The organism is Nocardia sp. NBC_01377 (assembly GCF_045040005.1).
Taxonomy (GTDB): domain Bacteria; phylum Actinomycetota; class Actinomycetes; order Mycobacteriales; family Mycobacteriaceae; genus Nocardia; species Nocardia noduli.
In genome coordinates this window covers 3561470-3583204 of sequence record NZ_CP109566.1, presented here as the reverse complement: position 1 = coordinate 3583204, position 21735 = coordinate 3561470, and the positions used below count along the sequence as shown (strand labels likewise).

At 68.2% G+C, this 21735-nt stretch carries 14 protein-coding genes and 1 pseudogene; 5 read left to right on the top strand and 10 right to left on the bottom strand.

All coding sequences use genetic code 11. The annotated features are described in order from the left end of the window. Positions 1 to 22: 22 nt before the first annotated feature. Positions 23 to 6424 (bottom strand): type I polyketide synthase, encoded by a 6402-nt coding sequence (locus tag OG225_RS16390; RefSeq protein WP_405182447.1) that lies wholly within the window; start codon positions 6422 to 6424, stop codon positions 23 to 25. Positions 6425 to 6688: 264 nt separating this feature from the next. Between OG225_RS16390 and OG225_RS16385 the strand changes: the two genes are divergently transcribed. Continuing rightward, positions 6689 to 8920, top strand: a complete 2232-nt coding sequence (locus OG225_RS16385; protein WP_405183283.1) for an MMPL family transporter — start codon at positions 6689 to 6691, stop codon at positions 8918 to 8920. Between the two features lie 7 nt (positions 8921 to 8927). On the opposite strand, the gene OG225_RS16380 is transcribed toward OG225_RS16385, so the two are convergent. Beyond that, entirely contained in the window at positions 8928 to 9941 is a 1014-nt protein-coding gene (locus tag OG225_RS16380; protein WP_405182446.1) for an alpha/beta hydrolase, read from the bottom strand. A 340-nt stretch (positions 9942 to 10281) separates the two neighbouring features. Here OG225_RS16380 and OG225_RS16375 point away from each other — a divergent pair, with 340 nt between their 5' ends. Together OG225_RS16375 and OG225_RS16370 are read left to right on the top strand one after the other, a co-directional pair. Continuing rightward, positions 10282 to 10776 carry a GyrI-like domain-containing protein gene (locus tag OG225_RS16375; protein ID WP_405182445.1) on the top strand — a complete coding sequence of 165 codons (495 nt, stop codon included), beginning with the start codon at positions 10282 to 10284 and terminating at the stop codon, positions 10774 to 10776. A gap of 48 nt (positions 10777 to 10824) precedes the next feature. Further along, positions 10825 to 11778, top strand: coding sequence for an alpha/beta hydrolase (locus OG225_RS16370; protein ID WP_405182444.1), 954 nt, complete (start codon positions 10825 to 10827; stop codon positions 11776 to 11778). A gap of 39 nt (positions 11779 to 11817) precedes the next feature. Here the strand turns inward: OG225_RS16370 and OG225_RS16365 are convergent, their stop codons facing one another. Further along, positions 11818 to 12669, bottom strand: a complete 852-nt coding sequence (locus OG225_RS16365) for an endo alpha-1,4 polygalactosaminidase (protein WP_405182443.1) — start codon at positions 12667 to 12669, stop codon at positions 11818 to 11820. Positions 12670 to 12876: 207 nt separating this feature from the next. Here OG225_RS16365 and OG225_RS16360 point away from each other — a divergent pair, with 207 nt between their 5' ends. Then, positions 12877 to 13800, top strand: a complete 924-nt coding sequence (locus tag OG225_RS16360) for a WD40 repeat domain-containing protein (RefSeq protein ID WP_405182442.1) — start codon at positions 12877 to 12879, stop codon at positions 13798 to 13800. A 202-nt stretch (positions 13801 to 14002) separates the two neighbouring features. Here OG225_RS16360 and OG225_RS16355 read toward each other — a convergent pair whose 3' ends face one another. The 6 genes and pseudogenes from OG225_RS16355 to OG225_RS16330 form a co-directional block, all read right to left on the bottom strand. Beyond that, on the bottom strand, positions 14003 to 15043 hold the full coding sequence (locus tag OG225_RS16355) for a hypothetical protein (RefSeq protein ID WP_405182441.1): 1041 nt from the start codon (positions 15041 to 15043) through the stop codon (positions 14003 to 14005). Between the two features lie 147 nt (positions 15044 to 15190). Beyond that, positions 15191 to 15514: pseudogene (locus OG225_RS16350) on the bottom strand (inositol monophosphatase family protein); the annotation flags it as partial. A 25-nt stretch (positions 15515 to 15539) separates the two neighbouring features. After that, positions 15540 to 16016 (bottom strand): adenylyl-sulfate kinase, encoded by a 477-nt coding sequence (cysC, locus tag OG225_RS16345; protein WP_405182440.1) that lies wholly within the window; start codon positions 16014 to 16016, stop codon positions 15540 to 15542. Between the two features lie 364 nt (positions 16017 to 16380). Next, on the bottom strand, positions 16381 to 17934 hold the full coding sequence (locus OG225_RS16340) for an acyl-CoA carboxylase subunit beta (protein WP_405182439.1): 1554 nt from the start codon (positions 17932 to 17934) through the stop codon (positions 16381 to 16383). Positions 17935 to 18114: 180 nt separating this feature from the next. After that, positions 18115 to 18768 carry a methyltransferase gene (locus tag OG225_RS16335; protein ID WP_405182438.1) on the bottom strand — a complete coding sequence of 218 codons (654 nt, stop codon included), beginning with the start codon at positions 18766 to 18768 and terminating at the stop codon, positions 18115 to 18117. A gap of 102 nt (positions 18769 to 18870) precedes the next feature. Further along, positions 18871 to 20139, bottom strand: a complete 1269-nt coding sequence (locus OG225_RS16330; RefSeq protein ID WP_405182437.1) for an MFS transporter — start codon at positions 20137 to 20139, stop codon at positions 18871 to 18873. A gap of 66 nt (positions 20140 to 20205) precedes the next feature. Here OG225_RS16330 and OG225_RS16325 point away from each other — a divergent pair, with 66 nt between their 5' ends. After that, positions 20206 to 20586, top strand: a complete 381-nt coding sequence (locus OG225_RS16325; RefSeq protein WP_405182436.1) for a MerR family transcriptional regulator — start codon at positions 20206 to 20208, stop codon at positions 20584 to 20586. A gap of 31 nt (positions 20587 to 20617) precedes the next feature. On the opposite strand, the gene OG225_RS16320 is transcribed toward OG225_RS16325, so the two are convergent. After that, the gene (locus tag OG225_RS16320) at positions 20618 to 21457 is read right to left on the bottom strand and encodes a hypothetical protein (protein WP_405182435.1); all 840 of its coding nucleotides are present in this window, start codon (positions 21455 to 21457) and stop codon (positions 20618 to 20620) included. Between the last annotated feature and the right edge of the window lie 278 nt (positions 21458 to 21735).

Sequence of the window (21735 nt, the reverse complement as noted above, 5' to 3'; positions counted from 1 at the left end):
ACCTCGTTTCGATGACGGCCGGTCACGATGTCGCTCCCACCGGAACCGGTTCGGGCGCGCCGTCGCGCGCGTCGTCGGCGATCGGGGCGGCCGGGTCCGGCAGGGACCGCCCGTTCGCGGATTCCGCGGCGAGGATCAGCTCCGCCACCTTCGGGCCCGCCTGTTCCAGGCTGAACGACCGGCCCATCTGCAACGACATCAGGTCGATGCCCAGGGTTTTGGTGACCCGGGCGCCGAGTTCCACCGCCATCAACGAGTCCAGGCCCAATTCGGGGACGGGGACCGTCATATCGATGGATTCGACCGGAACCCCCATGACCACGGCGAGTTCCTCGGCCATCTTGCGGGCCACGAAGGCCCCCCGTTTGCCCTCCTCGATCGCGGCCACCTCGGCGCGCAATCCGGCCAGTTCCGAGGTGTCCTTCGCCGAGACCCGCGCGAGCGCGATCGTGCGGCCGGTGCGGGTCAGCTGCGGGAAGGTGCCGGTGAGTTTGGCCCAGTCGGTGGGAATGACGCCCGCGCGCGAAACACCGAGCCGCAGTGTCTGTTCCAGGTAGGCGGTGGCGTCGGCCATGTCGATCGGGTCGAAGCCGACCAGATCGAGGTACTTCACCGCCGTCCGGTCGGCGGCCATACCGCCGGTGGCGCCGGACAGATGCCCCCAGCCCACGCACAGTGCTCGCTCGCCCGCCGCGGCCCATTGCTGGGCCATGGTCTCCACCGCGACATTGGCCGCGCAGTAGTTGTACTGGCCGTAGATGCCGTACATGGAACCGCCGGAGGAGCAGAGCACGAACATGTCCAGCGCGATCCCGGCGTCGGCGACCGCCCGGTGCAGCACCCTTGCCCCGTGCACCTTGGGCCGGTACACGACGTCGAGTTCCTCGAAGGTCATCGCGGACAGGCGATTGTCGGCGACCGAACCGGCCGCGTGGAACACCCCGCGCAGGGGATGTTCGGCGGTGTGCGCCCGTCCGACGATCGCGGCGATCGCCGCCGGATCGGTAACGTCGGCCCGTTCCACGATCACCTCGATATCGGCGGCGCGCCACACCTCCAGTTGCCGCCGCGCCTCCTCGGTATTCGCGCCACCCCGGCCGATCAGCACCAGCCGCCGCGCTCCGCGCAGCGCCAGCCAGCGACCGATCGCCATACCGAAACCGCCGAATCCGCCGGTGACCAGATACGTTCCGGCCGCATCGATCTCGACCTCGGCCAGGTAGGGACGCACCGACGGCTGCGGCGAGTCCATCCGCAACGCGATCCGGCTCAGGCCGGTCGAGCGAATGGTCTCCTCGAACGCGCTCGCGACGTCGTCGGTGTCGAACAGCCGGTAGGGCAGTGGCTGGTAGGTGCCCGCGAGCACCTTCTCGTAGACCCGGCGCAGGAGTGTGATCAACCGTTGCGCGTCCACCGCGACCAGGCGATCGAGATCCATCGAGAAGTACGCGACGTTCTTGTCGAAATTGGCCAGCTCCAGCAGACCGCCGGTGTAGATGTCGGCCTTGCCCACTTCGACGATGCGCCCGAATTCGGCGACGGCGTTGAAGTTCTGGCGCAGGATCTCACCCGGCGCGCTGCTCAGCACCACCTCGACGCCTTTGCCGCCGGTCAGCGCCAGTACATCGTCGACGAAGTTCAGCGAGCGCGAGTCGATCGCGTGGTCGGCGCCCAGGTCGAGCACGTGCGCGCGACGTTCGTCGGTACTCGCGGTGCCGATGATGCGCGCCCCGCGATCCTTCGCGACCTGGATCGCGGCCGTGCCCACGCCGCCGGCGGCCCCGTGGATCAGCACCGTCTCACCCGGTTGCAGCCGGGCCAGATCGTGTAGCGCGTATTCGGCGGTGCCGAAAGCGATGGTGCTGGTGCAGTATCCGGGATCGGCGTCGGGCGGCAGCGGGATGGCGCGCGCCCGGTCGACGATCACGTAGCGCTGCATCATGCCCTTGGCGGCGATGGCGACCTGATCGCCGACCGCGAGATCGGTGACTTCCGCGCCGACCCGTACCACTTCGCCGACGCCCTCCATACCGGGCACGGTGCCGAAATAGGTCGGGGCCAGTTCGCGTTCGCCGAGCAGACCGATGACCTTGAGCGGGTCCTTGTAGTTCAGCCCGACGACCTTCATCCTGACCTCGATCTGGCCCGAGCCGGGATCGAGGCGCGGGCACTGCCGCCACGCGAGCGCGGACAGTACCCGGCTGCGCGGCATCTCCAGCCCGAAATTCGCCTCCGCGTCGGCCAGTGGCTCGGCGGTGTCGAGGGCCTCGAGCCGATCCGGAAGCGGCTTGGTCACCAGCGGCGTCCACCGGGTGCCCGAGCGCAGCGCGACCTCGTCGGAATTGTCGGTCCAGAACGCGCCGGGCACCGCCAGCTCGGTGATGAGATCGACTGTCTCGGTGCCGGATTCGACGTCGATCAGCCGCCACCGCAGCGCGGTCTGCTCGTTGAGCAGCACGCGGTGCGCACCGGCGAGCGCGGCATGTCCGGAATTCGTCGGTGCCGGGTGCTCCGGCATCGCGAACGCGTGTTCGGTCACCAGGGTGACGTGGCATTCGCCGTCACCGAATACGCTCTCGGCCCCCTGATCGGCGCTCTCCGGATGCGCGAAGGCATCGATGGCGACCGCGACCTGCTCCAAGGTCCACAGATCGGCGATATCGTCCTCGACGCGGCCCGCGACCACGACGACGTGCAACCGGTCGGCGGCGTCGGCCTTCGCGGCCTCCAGTGTCGCGGTCAGACCGGCGGCCGGCTCCGCTCCGGGCAATCCGACCAGGTGCAGCCTGGCGCCGGGGATCGCCTCCGCCAGCGCCTCCGCGCGGCCGTTGGCGCCGCCGAGCGCGAGGACCACCGTGCTCACCGAATCCCGTGGCAGTGCGGTGGGATCGAGCGGGTCGCGCCGTTCCATGGTCTCGATGTAGAAGAAGTCGGCCATCCGGCGCAGTGGGTCCTGCCCCGGTGTGAGCGCGCCGATCTGTAGACCGCTCAAGCGCATGACGAGATTGTGATCGTCGTCGAGCAGATCCACGTCGGCCCGCAGCCGGGCGCCCCGCGCGCGACGGGCGATGACGGTGATCCGCTCGGGCAGCGGGGCGACCAGCCGCACGGCGGCCACCCCGACCGGCACCAGAGTGCCTTCGTCGACCCGTGATTCGGCGAACAGCAGCGCCGCGGTCTGCATCGCGGCGTCGACCACGGCGGGATGGGCGAGATGGCCCGAGTCCACGGCGATACTGCCGTCCACGGTGGCGACCACGGTGTCCTGGCCGACCCGCGCGGTGCGGACCCGCTGGAAGGACGGGCCGTACCGCAGACCCGCCGCGGCGAGACCGGTGTAGAACATCGTCGGGTCGATATCGACGCCGACCTCGATCTCGGGCACATCGACCCGCGTCTGTTTGTGACTGCCGGTCAGCGTGCGGCCCGAGGCGTGCAATGTCCACGCGGTGCCGGTGGCCGAGCGGGACCGGATCGAGAAGCGGCCACTGGCCTCCTCCACGGTCAGCGAGACCAGCGGGACATCCGGTGCGCCCATGATCAACGGTGCGACGAAGCGGACCTGTTCCAGCGCGACGCGTTCCACGCCGAGTCGTTTCGCGGTGGCGCTGAGCGCCGCGTCCAGATACGCCGCGCCGGGCATGATCTTGATCCCGTTGACGACGTGATCGGCCAGCCACGGCAGCAGCTGGGTGCCCACCTGGAGCAGCCAGTCCGGCCTGCCCTCGACATCGGGATCGCCGAGCATGGCGTAGCCGCCCGGACTGCCGAGCCTGGCCTGCTCGAACAGTGGCAGCGCGGAATGCAGCCGGGTCCGCTGCCACGGGTAGCGCGGCAGCGGCACGTGCGCGGTAGCCGGTCGATCGGCCGGGAACAGCGTGTCCAGATCGAGCACCCCCGCGCCGTACAGGCCGATGACGGTGCGCCTGATGCTCTCCGAGTCGGGCTGTTTGCGATCCAGCGTCGGCACCGTGGTGCCGTTCACGTCGGCGCCGAGCAGGGTCTCGCGGATATTGCCCGACAGCACGGGGTGCGGCCCGACCTCCAGGAACACCCGGCGTTCGGCGACGAGTTTCGATATCGCGTCGGCGAAGCGCACCGGTTCACGGACGTTGGCGCACCAGTATTCGGCGTCCCAGTCCGGTCCGAGCACCTGTTCGCCGGTGACCGAGGAGAACAGCGGGACGGTCGGCGGCTGGGGTTCCAGCCTCGCCAGCACCGCGCGCAACTCGTCCAGTATCGGATCCATCAGCCTGCTGTGATAGGGCACCTCGACCCGCAGTCTGCGCGCGAAAATGCCGTCCTCGGTGAGCTTCTCGGCGATCTCGTCGAGCCGGTCGACATCACCGGACAGGGTCAGCGAGCTCGAGCTGTTGATCGCGGCGATGTCCACCCGAGGATCGTCGGCGACGAGTTCGCGGGCCTGTTCGGGCGACATGCCGACGGCGAGCATGCCACCGGAACCGGCGGTGCTCGCCTGCAACCTGGCCCGGTGATACGCGACGAGCACCGCGTCGCGCAGCGACAGCACGCCGCTGACGTAGGCCGCCGACACCTCGCCGACACTGTGACCGACGATGGCCGCGGGCTCGACGCCGTATTCCGCGAGTTCGCGCACCAGCGCCACCTGCACCAGGAAATTGGCCGGTTGCGCGACTTCGGTGCTGGTGACCCGCGACTCCTCCTCGGGTTTGCGCAACTCCTCGATGATCGACCAGCCCGCGATCGCGCGGAACTCGGCGTCGATCAGATTCGCCGTGTCGGCGAAAACGCCTTCGGTGGTGAGGAGTTCGCGCGCCATACCCCACCACTGCGGTCCCATACCGGAGAAGACGAAGACCGGCTCGGTGGTGCGTGCCACGATGGTGCGCACCGCCTCGCGGCCCTCACCTCCGGCGAAAGCGCGCAGTTCGTGGACCAGATCGTGGGTGTCGCCGAGCAGCATGCCGGTGCGGTACTGGTGATGCGCCATCCGGGTCCACGCCGCTTCGGCGAGCTGCTCCGGCTCCGCGCCCGCGCTGATCAGATCGGCGAACCGGCCCGCCAGCGCGCGGGCGGCACCGGTGCCGCGCGCCGAGATCGGCAACACACCCAGGTGTTTCGGGGCCGACGCCGGTTCGACGACCGTGGGCGGCCGGTACTCCCGCAGGATGGCGTGCGCGTTGGTGCCGCCGTAGCCGAAACCGTTCACCGCGATGGTCATCGGCTCGGCGTCGGCGGGCATCGGCTCGGCGTCGGCCTGCACGTGCAGGCCGAGTTCGTCGAACGGGATGTCCGGGTTGGGCTTGTCGATCCAGCCCTGCGGCGGGATGGTGCGGTGCCGGATGGCGAGCGCCGCCTTGATCACGCTCGCGATACCGGCGGCGGCCTCGGTGTGTCCGAGCGTCGATTTCACCGAACCGACGCCCAATGATCCCGCCCGGCCGGTGGAGGCACCGAAAACCTTGCCGAGCGCGCGCAATTCGACCGGGTCGCCGACCAGGGTTCCGGTGCCGTGCGCCTCGACGTAGGTGATCGACTCCGGTGGCAGCCCCGCGCGGGCGCACACCGAACGCGCCAGCGATTCCTGCGAATCGGCGTTGGGCACGGTGATCGCGGTGGTGCGGCCGTCCTGGTTGGCGCCGGTCGCCTTGACCACGGCGTAGATCCGGTCGCCGTCGCGCACCGCGTCGTCGAGTTTCTTCAGCGCCACCATGCCCGCGCCCTCACCGCGGCCGTAACCGTCGGCGGCGGCGTCGAAGGATTTGCAGCGCCCGTCGGCGGCGAGGAAGCCGCCCTTGCACATCAGCACGAAGGTTTCCGGCTGGAGCATCACATTGACGCCACCCGCCATCGCCACCTCGCAATCACCGTTCTCCAGCGCCTGACAGGCCAGGTGGAACGCGACCAGCGACGACGAGCACGCGGTGTCGACCGTGAGCGCGGGGCCGACCAGGTTGAGCGCGTATGCGATCCGGTTGGACAGCATCGTGTACGACGCGCTCGCCGGGGTGTGCATATCGGTGTGGAACAGCGCCGGGCCGACCACGCCGATCACCGACTGGTCGACCACGAAACCGCCCACATACACCCCGACCGGCCCGCCCGCCGCGTGGCGCGCGATCCCGGCGTCGTCGAGCGCCTCCCAGGTGACCTCGAGCATCAACCGCTGCTGCGGGTCGAGCACGGTGGCCTCACGCGGCGAGATGCCGAAGAAGTCCGGGTCGAACTCCCACGGATCGGTGGTCATGAACGCGCCGCGTTTGGTGTAACTGCGGCCCGGTGTGCGGGGTTCCGGGTCGTAATAGCGGCGGAAGTCCCAACGGTCGGCCGGCATGTCGACCACGCCGTCACGTTTGTCCAGGACGAATTCCCAAAAGGTGTCGGGAGATTCGATTCCGCCTGCGAATCGGCACCCTATGCCGACAATAGCGATATCCGACATGCACATCCTCCAGAGCCGGATCGGGTTGAGCGCCATCGATTTCCGGCGACTCGTGATTATGGCCTGCGCAGCTGGCGACGGCCACAGCGTAACGGCCGTCACACGGGGTGATACCTGCTTCAGGGACACTTCACAATTCGCGAACGACTCGATTGTGGAATGTCGAACCTGTGCGATCAGGTGGTGTGTAACCGATTGCGGTTGCCTATGTTTCATGTGTCCGGCGACCTGGGCCAGATCAGGATTCTCGGTTGGGAGGCGGCATTGTTCGGGGAGTTCACCCGCTGGATCGATCTGATCGTCCGGCGGCGATTCACCGTCGTCGCGGTCGTGGTCGGCGGACTGATGGCACTGGGCGTCTACGGCCTCGGACTACACGACCACCTGAGTGTCAGCGGGTGGGACGACCCGGGTTCGGAATCGGCGCGGGCGGCGAAACTGCGTGACGAGGCGTTCGGCCACGACCACATCGCCGACGTGATCCTGCTGTTCCACGCGCCGACCGGCAAGACCGTCGACGACCCGGAGTTCGCCGCGACCGTCGTCGACCACCTGAACGCGCTGCCGCAACGTTTTCCGGACCGGATCGAGAAGGTGAACGGCACCTACTGGACCACCGAGACCGGGCTGTCGGTTCCCGATGTCTTCGGCACCGAGCGGGGCGATCACGCCTTCGCCTCGGTCGCCATCCGCGGTGACGACGACACCACGGTGCTGAACAACTACCGCGCCGTCGCCGACGAGTTCCCGATACCCGGCATCGACATGGAGGTCGCGGGCGGACAACCCGTCGCGCTCGCGCTCAACGACACCATGGCCCACGATCAGCGACGCATGGAGTTGATCGCGATCCCCGCGGTGGCGGTGCTGCTGTTCTTCCTGTTCGGCGGTGCGGTCGCCGCGTCGCTGCCCCTGATAGTCGGCGCGTTGACCGTGCTCGGAGCCTGGGGGATCGTCCGCCTCCTGACCTCGTTCATGGAAGTGAATTCCTTCGTCTCCCCGGTGGTTTCGATGATCGGACTCGGTCTGGCCATCGACTACGGACTGTTCATCGTGAGTAGATTCAGGGAGGAGCTGGCCGCAGGTCGCGACGTGCCCGACGCGGTGCGGCGCTCGGTGGCGACCGCGGGCCGCACCGTCATGTTCTCCGCGACGATCGTGGTGATCGCCTCGGGCGCGATCCTGCTGTTCCCGCAGGGATTCCTGCGCTCGTTCGCGTTGGGCGCGATGGTGACGGTGGCGCTGGCCGCGGCGGTCTCGGTCACCGTGCTGCCCGCGGTGCTGGCGATACTCGGTCCACGGGTGGACCGGCTGGGATTCAACCGGTTCCACGCACGGCGGGCCGACACCGATCAGCGGAACAATCCGTGGGGCCGTATCGCCGGATGGGTCATGCGCAGACCGATCCTGGTCGCGGTGCCGGTCGTGGCGATCCTGGTCGTGCTCATCGCCCCGGTGCGCGACGTCGCCTTCGGCGGTATCTCCGAACGCTTCCTGCCGCCCGAGCATCCGACGCGCACCGCGCAACAGCATTTCGACGAGATCTTCCCGCTGCGCCGGATCAATCCGATCGACCTGGTCGTGATCACCTTCGACACCGCCGATATCGACGCGGTGGTGACCACGGCGAACGGCGCCCCCGCACTGGAAGCGCCGTTCCCCGACGCCGTGCAGGCGCAATCCGAGCTGGGCGTCTTCACCACCTCGACCGTCGTGCGGGACGCGCACGACGCCGGGGCGACCATCGACTACCTGCGCGCCATGCCACTGCCGAAAGGGACGATCCTGCTGGTCGGCGGTCAGCCCGCCGTGGAGCGCGACAGCGTGGACGCGTTGCTGGATCGGATGCCGTGGATGATCGCGCTGGTCTTCCTGATCACCACGGTGCTGATGGCATTGGCCTTCGGCTCCCTGATATTGCCGTTGCAGGCCGGGCTTCTGAACCTGCTCGGACTCGGCTCCACCCTGGGCATCCTGACCTGGATCTTCGTCGAGGGGCACGGCGCCGGACTGCTGAATTTCACACCGCAGCCGATCATGGCCCTGGTTCTGGTGCTGATCATCTCGGTGATCTACGGCCTGTCCACCGACTACCAGGTATTCCTGCTCGCCCGCATCGTCGAGGCGAGGGCCGAGGGCGCGACGACCACCGAGGCGGTGCGCACCGGCATCGCGCGTACGGGGTGGATCATCACCGCCGCCGCCCTGGTCCTGCTGGTGGTGTGCGGCGCTTTCGCACTGTCTGACCTGGTCATGATGCAGTACATCGCGATCGGCATGGTGGCGGCCTTGTTCATCGACGCCACCATCCTGCGCGTGGTGCTGGTGCCCGCGACCATGAAACTGTTCGGGGAGGCCACCTGGTGGGCTCCGGGTCGGTCGCGCCGCGCGGGTCGGCGCGATGAGCCGAACCGGGGGAGCAGCGAACCCGATGAGGGCCTGGTAGAGGCCAGCCGGGACGAATCCGAGGGGCGGCTCGTCGGAGAACTCCGGTAGCGGCCGACTACCGCTGCGGCTCCTCGGTGCGATTCAGCGCCGCGTCGAACATCGGCCACGACCTGTGCAGATCGTCCTGCCAGTAACCCCAGGAATGGGTGCCGGTGGGCCGGAGATCGAAGGTCGCGGGAATCGCCGCCGCGCGGAGACGGTCCTGCAACTGCCGCGTGCACGCGTTCGCGACCACCTCCAGCGGGGCCCCGAACATGAACTGGTAGAGCAGATTCACCAGACTGCCGCGCGCGCCCGCGAGATTCTCGTTCGGCCCGGGCAGGCCGGTTCCGGTGGAGACGTAGACGGCGGTGCCGCGCAACTTGTCGGCCTGGAGATACGGGTCGTTGGCCCGCCAGGCCGGATCACCGGGCGGCCCCCACATATTGGCGACGGTTCCGCGCTGGGTGGTGACCACGGTCTGGACGATGGCCTGGCCGGCGGGGTCGCTGGTGCGCACGCAGCCGCTGTAGGAGCCGATCGCCCGGTAGAACCCCGGCACAGCCAGTGCGAGCTGGAACACGGCTGTCCCCGCCATCGACACCCCGGCGATGGCGTTCGCCCCGGTGCCGTCGAACTCCCGGTCGACCATCGGTGGCAGTTCCTCGGTCAGGAAGGTGGCCCAACGCTGCCTGCCCAGGACCGGGTCGTCGGCGCGCCAGTCGGCGAAATAGCTGCCCGCCCCGTCCAGCAGCACCACGACGTTCACCTGTTTGTCGGCGAAGAAATCGGTGAGGTCGGTCCGGTCGAGCCAGTTGCCGTCCGTACCGCCGCTCGACCCGTTGAGCAGATACAGGGTGGGCGCGGGCGCATCCGGGTTCGCCGCGCGCAGCAGCGTCATGTTCACGGTGCGGTCCATCGAGGGCGAATACACCTCGAGCTGCGTCTGCCTGCCAGGTCCCGGTCGCAACTCCGCGATCCGTGAGACCTGCACCTCGGCGGGCTCGGCGTGCGCGCTCGTCCACGCACAGGCCAGAGAAAGACACGCGGCGAGCAGTGCCACACTCGTGCGTCGAAGCTGTTCGGACATATCGACTCCTGGTCCCCGGTGGGACGGTTCCGATTCGCAGTCAAGAACATTCGCGGGGTGCGGCGATCGATTTCGGAGCGATCCTGTGGACGTTACCAATCGGCCGAGGCGCGCGTTGGTTCCCGAACCAGCACGTCGGTCGAAGAACTCGGCACGCGGCCGGTTAGGCGTTGGGAGTGCGGGTATGTCGAGTGCAACGCACGCTCGGTCGGTGAGCGTGCCGCACGGACGATTCGGCGTCGGTGATGCTCGGTCTCGGAACCGGTGCACACCTCGTCGGCCCGTGCGTGGAAACCGATGCCGAAGAGGGCATCCGCAGCGGAAGAATCTGGGTGTCGGCATGAATTGCACTGCGAATACGGTCGAGCCGCAACTGGTGACGGTACGCCCGTGGACAACGGCGGTCGTCCACGACGTCGTCCCGCTGACGGGGTTGCGAGATTTCTACGACGTGTCGTTCCATTCGGTGGTCCAGACGATCGCCGCCCAGCAGCGCGCCATCATGAGCCCGGCATTCGGGCTCTACCGAGGCGAACCCGGCGACCTACTCGACGTCGAAGTCGGATTCGCGACCGAACGGCCGGTGATCCCACAGGCGCGGGTCGTCGCCGGATCCCTGCCCGGCGGCGCCGTCGCGCGAACGACACATTTCGGCGGTTTCGACGGCATCGCCGAGGCGTGGGATCGGTTGGGCGCATGGCTCGCCGAACAGAATCTGAGGCCCGCCGCGCATCGGTGGGAGGTCTACGTCACCGATCCCGCCCCGGATATCGATCCCGCCGACCTGCGCACCGAACTCAACTGGCCACTGGTCCTCGCCGATGGCGACCGATAGCCGAAAGTTCCACACATCACGAGCACCCTTGCGGGGCAGGAGAATTCGATGAGCATTCGCGCACGACCTCGCCCGATCGGTCTGGTCGCCCTGATCGCGCTGGCGGCCGCGACGATACTGTCCGGCGGCACCGGCAACGCCGACCCGGGACCTCGACACGAATCGCTCACGGTGTATTCGGCCGCGATGGGCCACGATATCCACCTCGATGTCCTGCTGCCCCCGCGGCCGAGGGCGAGTGCGGTGCTGGTCTTGCTCGACGGCGCCGACGCCGCGAACGACAGCGGTAACCGCACCAGCGATTGGATCACCAAAACCGATGCGGCCCAGTGGTTCAGCGACAAGAACATCACCGTCGCACTTCCGGTCGGCGGTCGCGGCAGCTACTACACCGATTGGCAGCGGTCCGATCCGGTCCTCGGCGTCAACAGGTGGGAGACCTTCCTGACCGACGAACTTCCCGGGGCCATGGCGGCGAACTACGCCGTCGATTCCACCCGAACGGCCATCGCGGGCACGTCGATGGGTGGTCACGCGGCACTGACCCTGGCCGCGCGCCACCCGGGCCGGTACCGGTCCGTGGCGGCGTTCAGCAGCTGCCCCTCCACCGCGGATCCGCGCGCGCAGCAGTCCATCCGGGCCACCGTCGCCTCCCGAGGCGGCAATCCCGATCTCATGTGGGGTCTGTCCGATGATCCGCAGTGGCGCGACCACGACCCCCTGTTACTGGCCGAGAACCTGCGCGGCACCGACCTGCTGATCACCGTCGGCGCCGGACGACCCGACCCGAGGGATTCACCGGGGGACACCTTCGGCGGCGCACCGCTGGAATGGGGTGCGAACATGTGCACCCGCGAATTCGAGGGACGCCTGCGCGAACTGGGAATACCCGCCACTTTCGCCTATCGCCCCACCGGACTGCACGCGTGGCCGTCCTGGGAAACCGACCTCCACAACGCCTGGCCGCGACTGGCCGATTCCCTCGGCATTCCGGACTCCTGAGTCGACGACCGGCGCGGGTGTTCACCGTTCAACCGGGATTCAACAGCGCCGGTAGAAATATTCCGGGTTTCCGGCGGCGACCAATCGGCGGTCACGGAGTATCACGTGCGGTATATCGGACCGACCGCACACCTGCCGGAAGTCCACGTCGAGGGTGTCGGTGTATTCGATATCGAGTACGTGGTCGCCGTAGACATCACTGTAGGAATCGCATTCGTCGAATTGCGCGCATTCCTCCGCCACGGCGAAGTCGAATCCGATCCGCCGTCCGCGTTCGCTCAGTTCGGCGGCGTTCTTCTGCCCGATCGCCACCCCGTGGTCGTGGGCTTTCCGCACCAGCAGCGCGGCCAGCGCCAGATTGTCCTCGGCGGTGAGCAGGCCCCGCGAGCGCGTGAAGGAATCCAGATTGTCGATCTCGACCGCGCGGAACCCTTTTCGCGCACACTCCTCGATGGTGCTTCCCACGGCCTCGGCGATCCGTCGGCGTCGATCGGCGGTGGACGTGTCGAGGATCAGTTCGTCCGGCCAGCCCTCGTCGACGAGCGGTCGACCGCCGGGGCCTTTCAGGACGAGATCGCGGTACTCGCCCGTCCACCGATCCCGCTCGTCGGGTTGGGTCTGAAATCCGTTGACGTAGCACACGTTGTAGAGACCGGCGAGAGGCAGATCGGTGCTGTCGCGCACGACCACGGCGGTGCCCGGCGGCGGGGGATAGGCGCCGCCGAGTTGATAGTCGAAAGCGGTGTCGGTCCGCGAATCCCAGAGGGCGGGCGAGTTTTCCGCCGACACCGGCGTCGGCGCGGTGTCGTCGCCCGGCGGTGACGAACACGCGGCAGTCGCGCCGACGAAGATCAGCACGGCGAGTCTCACGGCCATCGGCACTGCCTTCATCCCACGATTGTGACCGAATGGCTCGCGGAACCCTCCGGGTGCCGAGCGGCGTCGACGCGCCTTGTGTCACACCGGACCCGGTCCGGAAGCCGATTCGACGGGCATGACCTGCGATTATTCCTCCGGGCCGATAGCTTGTCGCCGTGATCGTCCTACTGTCGAGGCGAACCGGGGGGTTGCGCTCCGGGGTGGTCGCAGGAGGGGCGGATGGATACGAATCCAACGGAATCGCGGTGGCAGCCGTCGCCGCGGGCGGTGTTCTCGCGACAGTTCGCGGCACTGTTCGAAGCGGCGGGCAATCCGACATTGCGGCGGGTGGCGGCAGCGACCGAAGCGCGGATGCGGGGCGCGCGGGCAACGGCACAGAAGGGCGCGGTCTCGGTACAGTGGATCAGCGACTGGAAAGGGGGCCGCAATGTTCCCGCGAGGTTCGAATCCCTGGTGCCTGTCCTGCTGACGCTCATCGGCGAGGCACGGAAATCCAGTGGGCCGGTGCCACCGGCACTGCTGGATATGCAGGAATGGAAGCGATTGTGGACCGCGTCCAACGATTGGGATCCCGATTCCGAGATTTCCGAATGCCCCTACCTCGGACTGACCTCGTACCGGCGCCGCGACGCGGAGTTGTTCTTCGGCCGGTCCCGGCCCACGGGGGTCGTCCGTGTCTGGTCGCTGCCGGAATCAGTGTTGCCCGACCACGCGGAGTGGATATACGCCCCGGTCTTCGACGCGGCGAGGCGGCGGATGGTCGCCATCACCGAGGATGCGCTCGAGATCTGGGATACGTCGGAGACCTTGGGGATCCGACGAGTCGGCAGGCTGGACATGCGACCGGGGCGGTCGAATGCCCCCGCGCTGAGTCCCGACGGCCGCACCGTCGCCTTCGTCGATGACCGCATCACCTCGGTGTCCTTCAGCGCCGATGGACGAATGCTCGCCACCGCCGAGCGAGATTTCGTGCGGCTGTGGGATTTCTCCGATCCCGCTGCGCCTGTCGCGATCCGGCACGCCATTGTGCGCTACCCGGATTTCGAGGGCCGGACCTCGGCGACCTTCCACGGAACGACGACCTGTTCGGAGTCGGCGCGGGCACCGAGGCACACCACTGGAACTTGGACCCCGCGCCCGTGATCAGCCGGATCTGCGATATCACCCGCGTGGTGTTGACCGAGCAGGTGTGGCGCGACCACCTGCCGGGACTACCGTACGACCCACCCTGCGATTGGCGGTGGGACGAGCGGAAATGCCCTCCGTCGTCGTGTGGGCGACGGCGGGCACTCCGTCAGCGCACGGCTCGAGCGGGACGACTTTTGCGGACGCGATCCGGATCCGATCACCATTTCCCGTCCTCGACCGGCTTGTCGCCCAACTGTATGACCGGAAGCGGCTTGTCGGGAACGGGATCATGGCCCTCGTCGGCCAGCCACTCACCGGTGGGGCGGACGGCGGCGAGATCCTCGGAGGGCGCGAGATCCTCGGCGTCGCTGTCGTAGTAGTCGAACCACGGAAGGCCGTGTTCGGCATAGGAATGCGCGGTCACCGGGGTGCTCGGCGCCGGTTCGCCGGTGATCTCCTGCCATTCGGCCGCCGAGACGAGGTGGACGAAGATCCGTCCGTCGGCGTCGGATCGATAGTCGGCGACGGGACGGGGATCGGTGTAGATCTCCTGGCGCATCGTGCCACCGGCCCCGAGTCCCATCGCCCGTGCCTTCCGTGCGGTGGGGACCGAACCCGGACGGGCGGGCGCAGCGCCGTAGGCGGGGGACGGCGCTGCCCCGGCGGGGGCGGGCGGCGGTACCGCACCGTAGGCGACCGGGGTCGGCCGCGCGGAGCGGGCACGCTGTTCGGCCTCCCACGCGGTACGTGCCGTCTCGGTGAGGGTGTGCACCGCGACCTGGATGCCACCCCACTGTTCACTACCGGTGACCTGACCTTCGACCGTGGCGCCGAGTCCCAGCGGCATCGCGACGAACTGACGGACCGTGCCCTTCCCCGAATTGATGCCGTCCAGCCACGGCTGCTGCGGCAGCGGGACATAGTTCTGGGGTTTGCCGACCAGCGCGTCGCTCCACGGTGTGCCGGAGATCGCGCACACCTTCCCGACGCCGACCTTCAGCGCCGCGGGTGCGTGCGCGGAAAACCTCAGCCACATGGCTTCGCGCTGATACACCGGCAACATCACCCCGCCACGTTCGCGCCACTGTTCGGGAACCGTGCCGGGGTAGTCGGCGACCCGGCGCAGTGGGAACGGCCCCAGGCCGGGAGGCAGCGGGTAGGTGCCGGTTTCCGGCAGTCGCAGGGTGCGGATGAACGTCACCCGGACCTGTCCGGGCAGCTTCAGCGCATCGCCGACCAGTTCTACTTCCGTGGCCATACTCGCACCTCTCGATCGTCGCGGACGGGACTCGACCGGTCGGTCCCCCGCGCGCGCCCGTCCTCCGTCGGGCACGCGCGACCGCCATGGTGCCCGCGAACGAGATGGCGCGCAAACACCCACCGGCGGGCCCGCGCAGCCGCCGATCTACCGTGCCAGTGCCCCGAGCACGGTGTCGGCGAGTTCCGGGCGACAGACCAACAGATCCGGCAGGTAGGGGTCCGGCTCGTTGTAGCGCAGTGGCGAGCCGTCGAGCCGTGACACATGCAGACCCGCCGCCGCGGCGACGGCGACCGGTGCGCACGAGTCCCACTCGTACTGGCCGCCGGAATGCGCGTAGACATCCGCCTGCCCGCGAACGACAGCCATGGCCTTCGCGCCCGCCGAACCCATCGGGACCAGCGTGGCGTCGAGGTGTTCGAGCAGCGAGGCGACGCACGTCGGCGGACGTGTCCGGGAGATGACGAGGCGGCGAGATGATCGTCATCGATCGCGCTCATCCCTGCTGCTCCGGCGGCGGTGCGAGTACGTTCGCGCGACGCAGGCAGTCGACGACGGCCTCGGCAGACACCTCCGGGGTCACGGCGCCGCTCGTGTCGAGTCGTAACTCCGGTGACGCGGGTGCTTCGTAGGGTGAGTCTATTCCGGTGAAATCGATCAATTCACCCTGTCGGGCTTTGCGGTAGAGGCCCTTTCGGTCGCGGGCTTCGGCGACCTCGAGCGGGACGTTCACGTGGACCTCGAAGAACTCGCCGTCGGCGAACGCGTCGCGCGCCCGCTGCCGTTCCGCGCGGAACGGAGAGATGAACGCTGCCAGCACGATCAGACCCGCGTCCACCATCAGCCCGGCCACTTCCACGACGCGGCGGATGTTCTCGACCCGGTCGGCTTCGGTGAACCCGAGATCGGCGTTCAGGCCGTGGCGCACATTGTCCCCGTCGAGCAGATAGGTGTGGAAACCTTGTTCCTGCAAACGCTTTTCGACGAGATTCGCGATGGTGGACCTGCCCGCGCCGGACAGACCGGTGAACCCGGACGACCGCGGGCCGCTGGCCTTTCTGCGCGGCTCTGAGCAATGCCGAGATCGGAATGCAGACGACGTCGGTGAGTCCGAAGCCGCGCACGACCTCGGACGCCGCCGCGAGAATTCGGTCCCGCGTCTGCGCCGCCCGCGCGCGCCGCAGGGGGCTGTCGTAGGCCCGCCGCGGGGTCGCCCCCGCCTCTCCGTCGTTCTCCGCCATTTCCCTCATGTCCAGGTCACGATACCGACGCCGATTGTCGTCGGACGGCGGCGGAGGCCGGGTGGATCGAGCTCGACCCACCCGCGAGACCGAGGGTCACATCGGGTAGATCGGGTGTTTGCGCGGATTGAATTCCGGCCGCACCGACTGCTTGTCGCGCAACAGGCGCAGCGCGTGCCGGATCTCCAAACGGGTGGTCGACGGTTCGATCACCGCGTCGATGTATCCGCGTTCGGCGGCGATCCACGGGGTGGCGATCGTCTCGTTGTACTGGTTGACCATGAACTCGCGCGCCGCGGCGCGGTGTTCCTCGGGGACCGCGGCCAATTGTCGTTTGCCGATGAGGTCGACCGCGCTCTCGGCGCCGATCACCGCGATCCTGGCGGTCGGCCAGGCGAAACTGATATCGGCGCCGACCTGCCTGGCGGCCATCATTCCGTAGGCGCCGCCGTAGGACTTGCGGACCACCAGGTTGATGATCGGCACCGTCGCCTCGATGATCGCGCGCGGAACCCGGCCGCCGCGAATGATCACGCCGTTGGCCTCCTGCTCGAGGCCGGGCAGCACACCGGGGGTGTCGACGACGAACACCAGCGGGATGTTGAACGCGTCGCAGAGCCGGATGAAATAGGTCGACTTGTCCGAGCAGGCGGCGTCGATGGAACCGCCGAGTACCAGCGGCTGGTTGGCGATCACCCCGACCGGATATCCGTCGACCCGGGCGAATCCGGTGATCAGATTGGGCGCGAACGCGGCGCGGATCTCGTGGAACTCGCCGTCGTCGAAGATCCGCAGCAGGATCTCGTGCATGTCGTATCCGGAGCGATCGGAATCCGGGATGATCGAGTCGAGTTCGCGGTCGCTCGCGGTGACCTCCGGTTCGAGGCCGGGGTTGACGATCGGCGGCTGTTCGATGCAGCTCGTCGGCATATAGCTGAGGTAGTTGCGGGCCCAGTCGTAGGCTTCCTGCTCGGTCTCGGTCACGTGGTGCAGGGTGCCGCGAGTCGCCTGTACCTCGGCGCCGCCGAGCGCCTCGGCGGTGATGTCCTCACCGTTGACGGCTTTGATCACGTCCGGACCGGTGACGAACATGTACGAATCCTTGGTACCGATCAGCACATCGGTGTTGATCGGTCCGTACACCGACCCCGCGGCGCATTTGCCGAGAATGATCGACACCTGCGGCACATATCCCGACAACTTCTCCAGCACCCGGGAGATGTTGCCGAACGAGGCGATCGATCCGACCGCGTCCTGGATGCGCGCGCCACCGGAATCGTTGATGGTCACGACCGGGCAGGCGTTGTCGAACGCGAGTTGCAGCGCGCGCATGAATTTGCGGGCCGAGGTCACCCCGACCGACCCGCCGTACACCGTCTGATCGTGGGCGATCACTACCACCGGGCGGCCCCCGATCGTCCCGCGGCCGGTGACCAGGCCGTCACCGTAGAGGGCGTCCGGCTGGTCGGGCTGGCGAGCCAGCGCGCCGAATTCCACGAGGGTGCCGGGATCGAGCAGCATGTTCAGACGCTGGCGGACGCTCGGAACGCCCTTCTTCTCCCGTTTGGCGATACCGGCCTCACCCGCTGGCTCCTCCGCGATCGAGAGGATCTTGACGAGTTCATCGAGCTTTGCCTTGGTATCGACCACGCCTACTGCCACCTTCCAGACCAACTGTGTGCTGCTGGCGATGGTAAGCGGTATCTACGGTGAATCGGTCATCGTGCTGGAAGCCCTAGACAGATCACAGTCGTCGACGGCCTGACATTGCGTTCCGAACAATGCCAGCACAAGCAGAGACGACGCACGCGGACCCGGTCGGCAGTCCGGTCAGGTGTCGGCGGCGCGGAATTCGAGCAGGCAGCGCTGATCGGTCAGGTCGACCACGGCGTCGAGTACGAGTCCGTGGGCGGCGGCAAGGGCGCGGAACTCCTCGACCCGGCGTTCACGTCCCGCGAAGATCACCAGCATGGCCAGGTCGAACTCGGTGTTCGCGCGACGTCCGCCGACCGGTTCGACGACGAGAACGCGGCCGCCGGGACCGAGGGCCTCGACACAGCGCGCGAGTATCCGGTGCGCGTGCTCGTCGTCCCAGTCGTGGAGAATGTCACACAGCAGATACGCCTGTGCCCCCGCCGGGAGCGGATCGAAGAAGCTCTGCGCGCTCACCCGAACTCGGTCCCGCACCCGGTGCGCGACGAAGGTACCGACCGCCTCGGTCGCGGTGGGTTCCAGGTCGATCAGGTGGCCGCGAACCCGAGGATGGGCGGCGAGGATCGTGGCGAGCAGGGTGCCGTGACCGCCGCCGACGGCCGTTGTCGGCGTCGGCGTCGGCGCACAGTGTCGCGCCGTAATCGGTGGTCCGGTAGCCGGTAGATGTGCCCTCGACGATCCCGAGGGTTTCGAGGTGGCCGAGCAGCAGGTGCAGCGCCACCGGTGCCAGGTCGAGTTCGTGCGCGACGCGGTCGACGGTGGCGCCGTCACCGCGCAGCCGGTCAGGCAGGCCGAGGGTCACCGCGATCCGCAACGCCATCGGTGTGGCCAGGCCCGCGAGGTTTCGGATCGCGGCGACAGGGTTGTGCTCGTTCACCTGTCGAGGGTGGCACGTCCGGCGCATTCGTCTCGAACCGAATCCTGTTCGGCGAGCGTGGGTTCGGTGGCAGCCTCGAGTAGGCGCCGGTCCGCGAAGCCGTGGGCCCTGGCGGCGACGACCACGACGAGTGTCGGGACGAGCAGCGCCAGGACGGTCCACGGAAACACCTCGGGCCCGAACGCGTCCAGCAGCACACCGCCGACTATGCCGCCGCCCGCCATCGCCACGTTCCACAGCGTGACCAGCATGGCCAACGCGGTGTCGGCGGCCTCGCCGCCCGCGATCGCGACCGCGGTCTGCAACAGGGTCGGCACGCCGCCCCAACCGAGCCCCCACAGGGCGGCCGCGACGTATACCAGGACGATCTCGCCGGAGGACACGGCCAGACCCGCGACCGCCACGGCGACAAGAACCGTTGCGGCGATGGTCGATACGCGCAGTCGGCGATCGATGTGCGCGCCGACGAACCAGATGCTCACCAGCGAGGCGATCCCGAAGACCAGCAGTACTTCGCCGACCGCGTCGCCGAGGTCCCGCTCCTCGAGAAAGGTGGACACGTAGGTGTAGAGGATGCTGTGGGCCAGTACGAACGTCAGCGTCACGAACAGCACCGCGCCCACTCCTGGCACCTTCGCGGTGGCGACGAGGGGGATCCGGCCCGCGCGGCCCGGCCCGTCGAAATCGGGCACGGTCACCGCGATCCAGCCGATCAGCACCACCGCGATCACCGACATCACCCCGAAGGTGACCTGCCAGCCGAACGCGTCGCCGAGGAACGTCCCGACCGGAATCCCCAGCGACAAGGCCAGCGGAATACCCGCCATGACGATCGCGATCGCCTTGCCCTGCAATGCTTTCGGAGCCATACGTACCGCGTATCCGGCGAGCAGTGCCCACACGATGCCCGCGCCTACCCCGGCGACGAACCTGGCGGCGAGGGTGAGGGCGAACACCGGCGATACCGCCGTCACCGTATTCGCGACGAGGAAGCCGATCACCCCGACCAGCAGCAGTCGTTTGCGCCGCCACCCGGCCGTCACGATGGACAGCGGGATCGCCGTGGCCGCGGTGCCGATGGCGTAGACCGTCACCAATTGTCCGGTCGCCGATTCGCTGACGTGCAGGTCGGCGCTCATACCCGGCAGCACCCCCGCGGGCAGGGCCTCGGTCAACACCGTGAGGAAGGCGGCGATGGTCAGGGCGAGCAACGTCGGAATCGGCAGCGGTGAGCCGACCTTCGGGCTGTTTTTGTGTTCGACCATTTTCGTATGCTCGAACCTTCACATTGATGTGAAGGTCAAGGCTCGCGCGACTGTGAGGTAGGGCACATGCGAATCGGTGAATTGGCGAACAGGACCGGTACGTCCCGCCGTCTCCTGCGGTACTACGAGGAGCAGGGCCTGATCGTCTCGCAGCGGGCAGTCAACGGGTACCGCGAATACGACACCGCGTTCGTCGACCGGGTCCTCCAGATACGCGGCCTGCTCGACGCGGGCCTGCCGACCCGGATCATCAAGCAGATCCTGCCCTGCCTGAACAAGCCGCGCGTCATCCATTTCTCCGACGCCACCCCGGAGATGATCGCGACCCTGGAACACGAGCGCGACCGGATGACGCGGCGGATCGAGGTGCTCGTCCGCAACCGGGACGCCGTGGCCGAATACCTCGAAACCGTCCTCGAAGGTGACCGGATCGCCGCCGAATCCTGACCGGCTCGGTGCCGTGGGCCGAACCCGGGGCTCAGCCGGCGGGCGGCGGCGGATCGAGCGGTGCGTTCCAGCCTTCGACCGCGCCGACACCCGCGCCGATCACCGCGCCCGCGAGCACCGCGGGCACGGCGACCAACGCCGCGACCATGGTCGCACCGACGACTGGCCCCACGACCAGGCCGGTCGGCAGGAACGGGATACCGAAGACGAACCCGGCCACACCACCGACGACCGCGCCGACTGCCGCGGCGACGGGTGCGACCACCACGCCGCCGATGACCGCGCCGACCGCGGCGTCGCCGACCATCTGCGCCGCCATCTCGTCGGAGCGCGCCTGATCGACGCCGTTGCTGTCGAGCACGTCCGAGACCACGTCCTCGACCTCGGCCGCACCCGCGTTGATCTGGGCGGCCTGCTCCGCGGGCACGATGCTGGGCCGGGAGAGTTCGACGTTGCCGACGCGGATCTCGTTCGCCTGGGGCAGCGCGTTCGGTTCGGGCTCGTCGACCGCTGTCATGGCGGGCATCGGCTCACTCGAATCGGTCCACGCCGTCGGCGCGGGTGCGGCGACCTCGGGGGTCACGCCGAGTGCGTCGGTGATGATCCGCGTGAAGTCCTCGCCGGGCGAGGGAGGTTGCCCGGCGTCGGTCGGTGGGGCGCCGAACGGGATGGCGCCGATCAGGCCGGTGTCGATGGCGGGCACGGGGAAGGAGAAGGGGAGTTGTCCGGCCGATGCGATGCCCGGCTGGTCGTCGGCGACAGCGGGCGTTGTCCCCGCTACCGCCGCGCAAACGGCACCGCCCAGCACGACGATGGCGGGGCGTAAGAGGGAGGAGCGGTGCGAAGCGGTGGGCCTGCGGTATGTGCCCATGGGCTACCTCATTCCTCAGTAGGACCTACGGTTCTGATTCGACGCTGCTCAGCTCGCGGACGGTGGGGAATGCCGCATTGCCGATACCCGATACGGCGCGGAGTATCGCGTCGTATCCCACTTCATCGAGACGACTACCCGGCTGCGCAGTTTACCAACCGTGCGTTCGACCGTCGACGGATTCATTTATTGCCGACTCCGCGGATGAATTGTCGTCGGTAAGCGGCCGAGCATCCGGTCGCGTATCCCTATATAGTGAGCGTCGCATACCGGGTGCC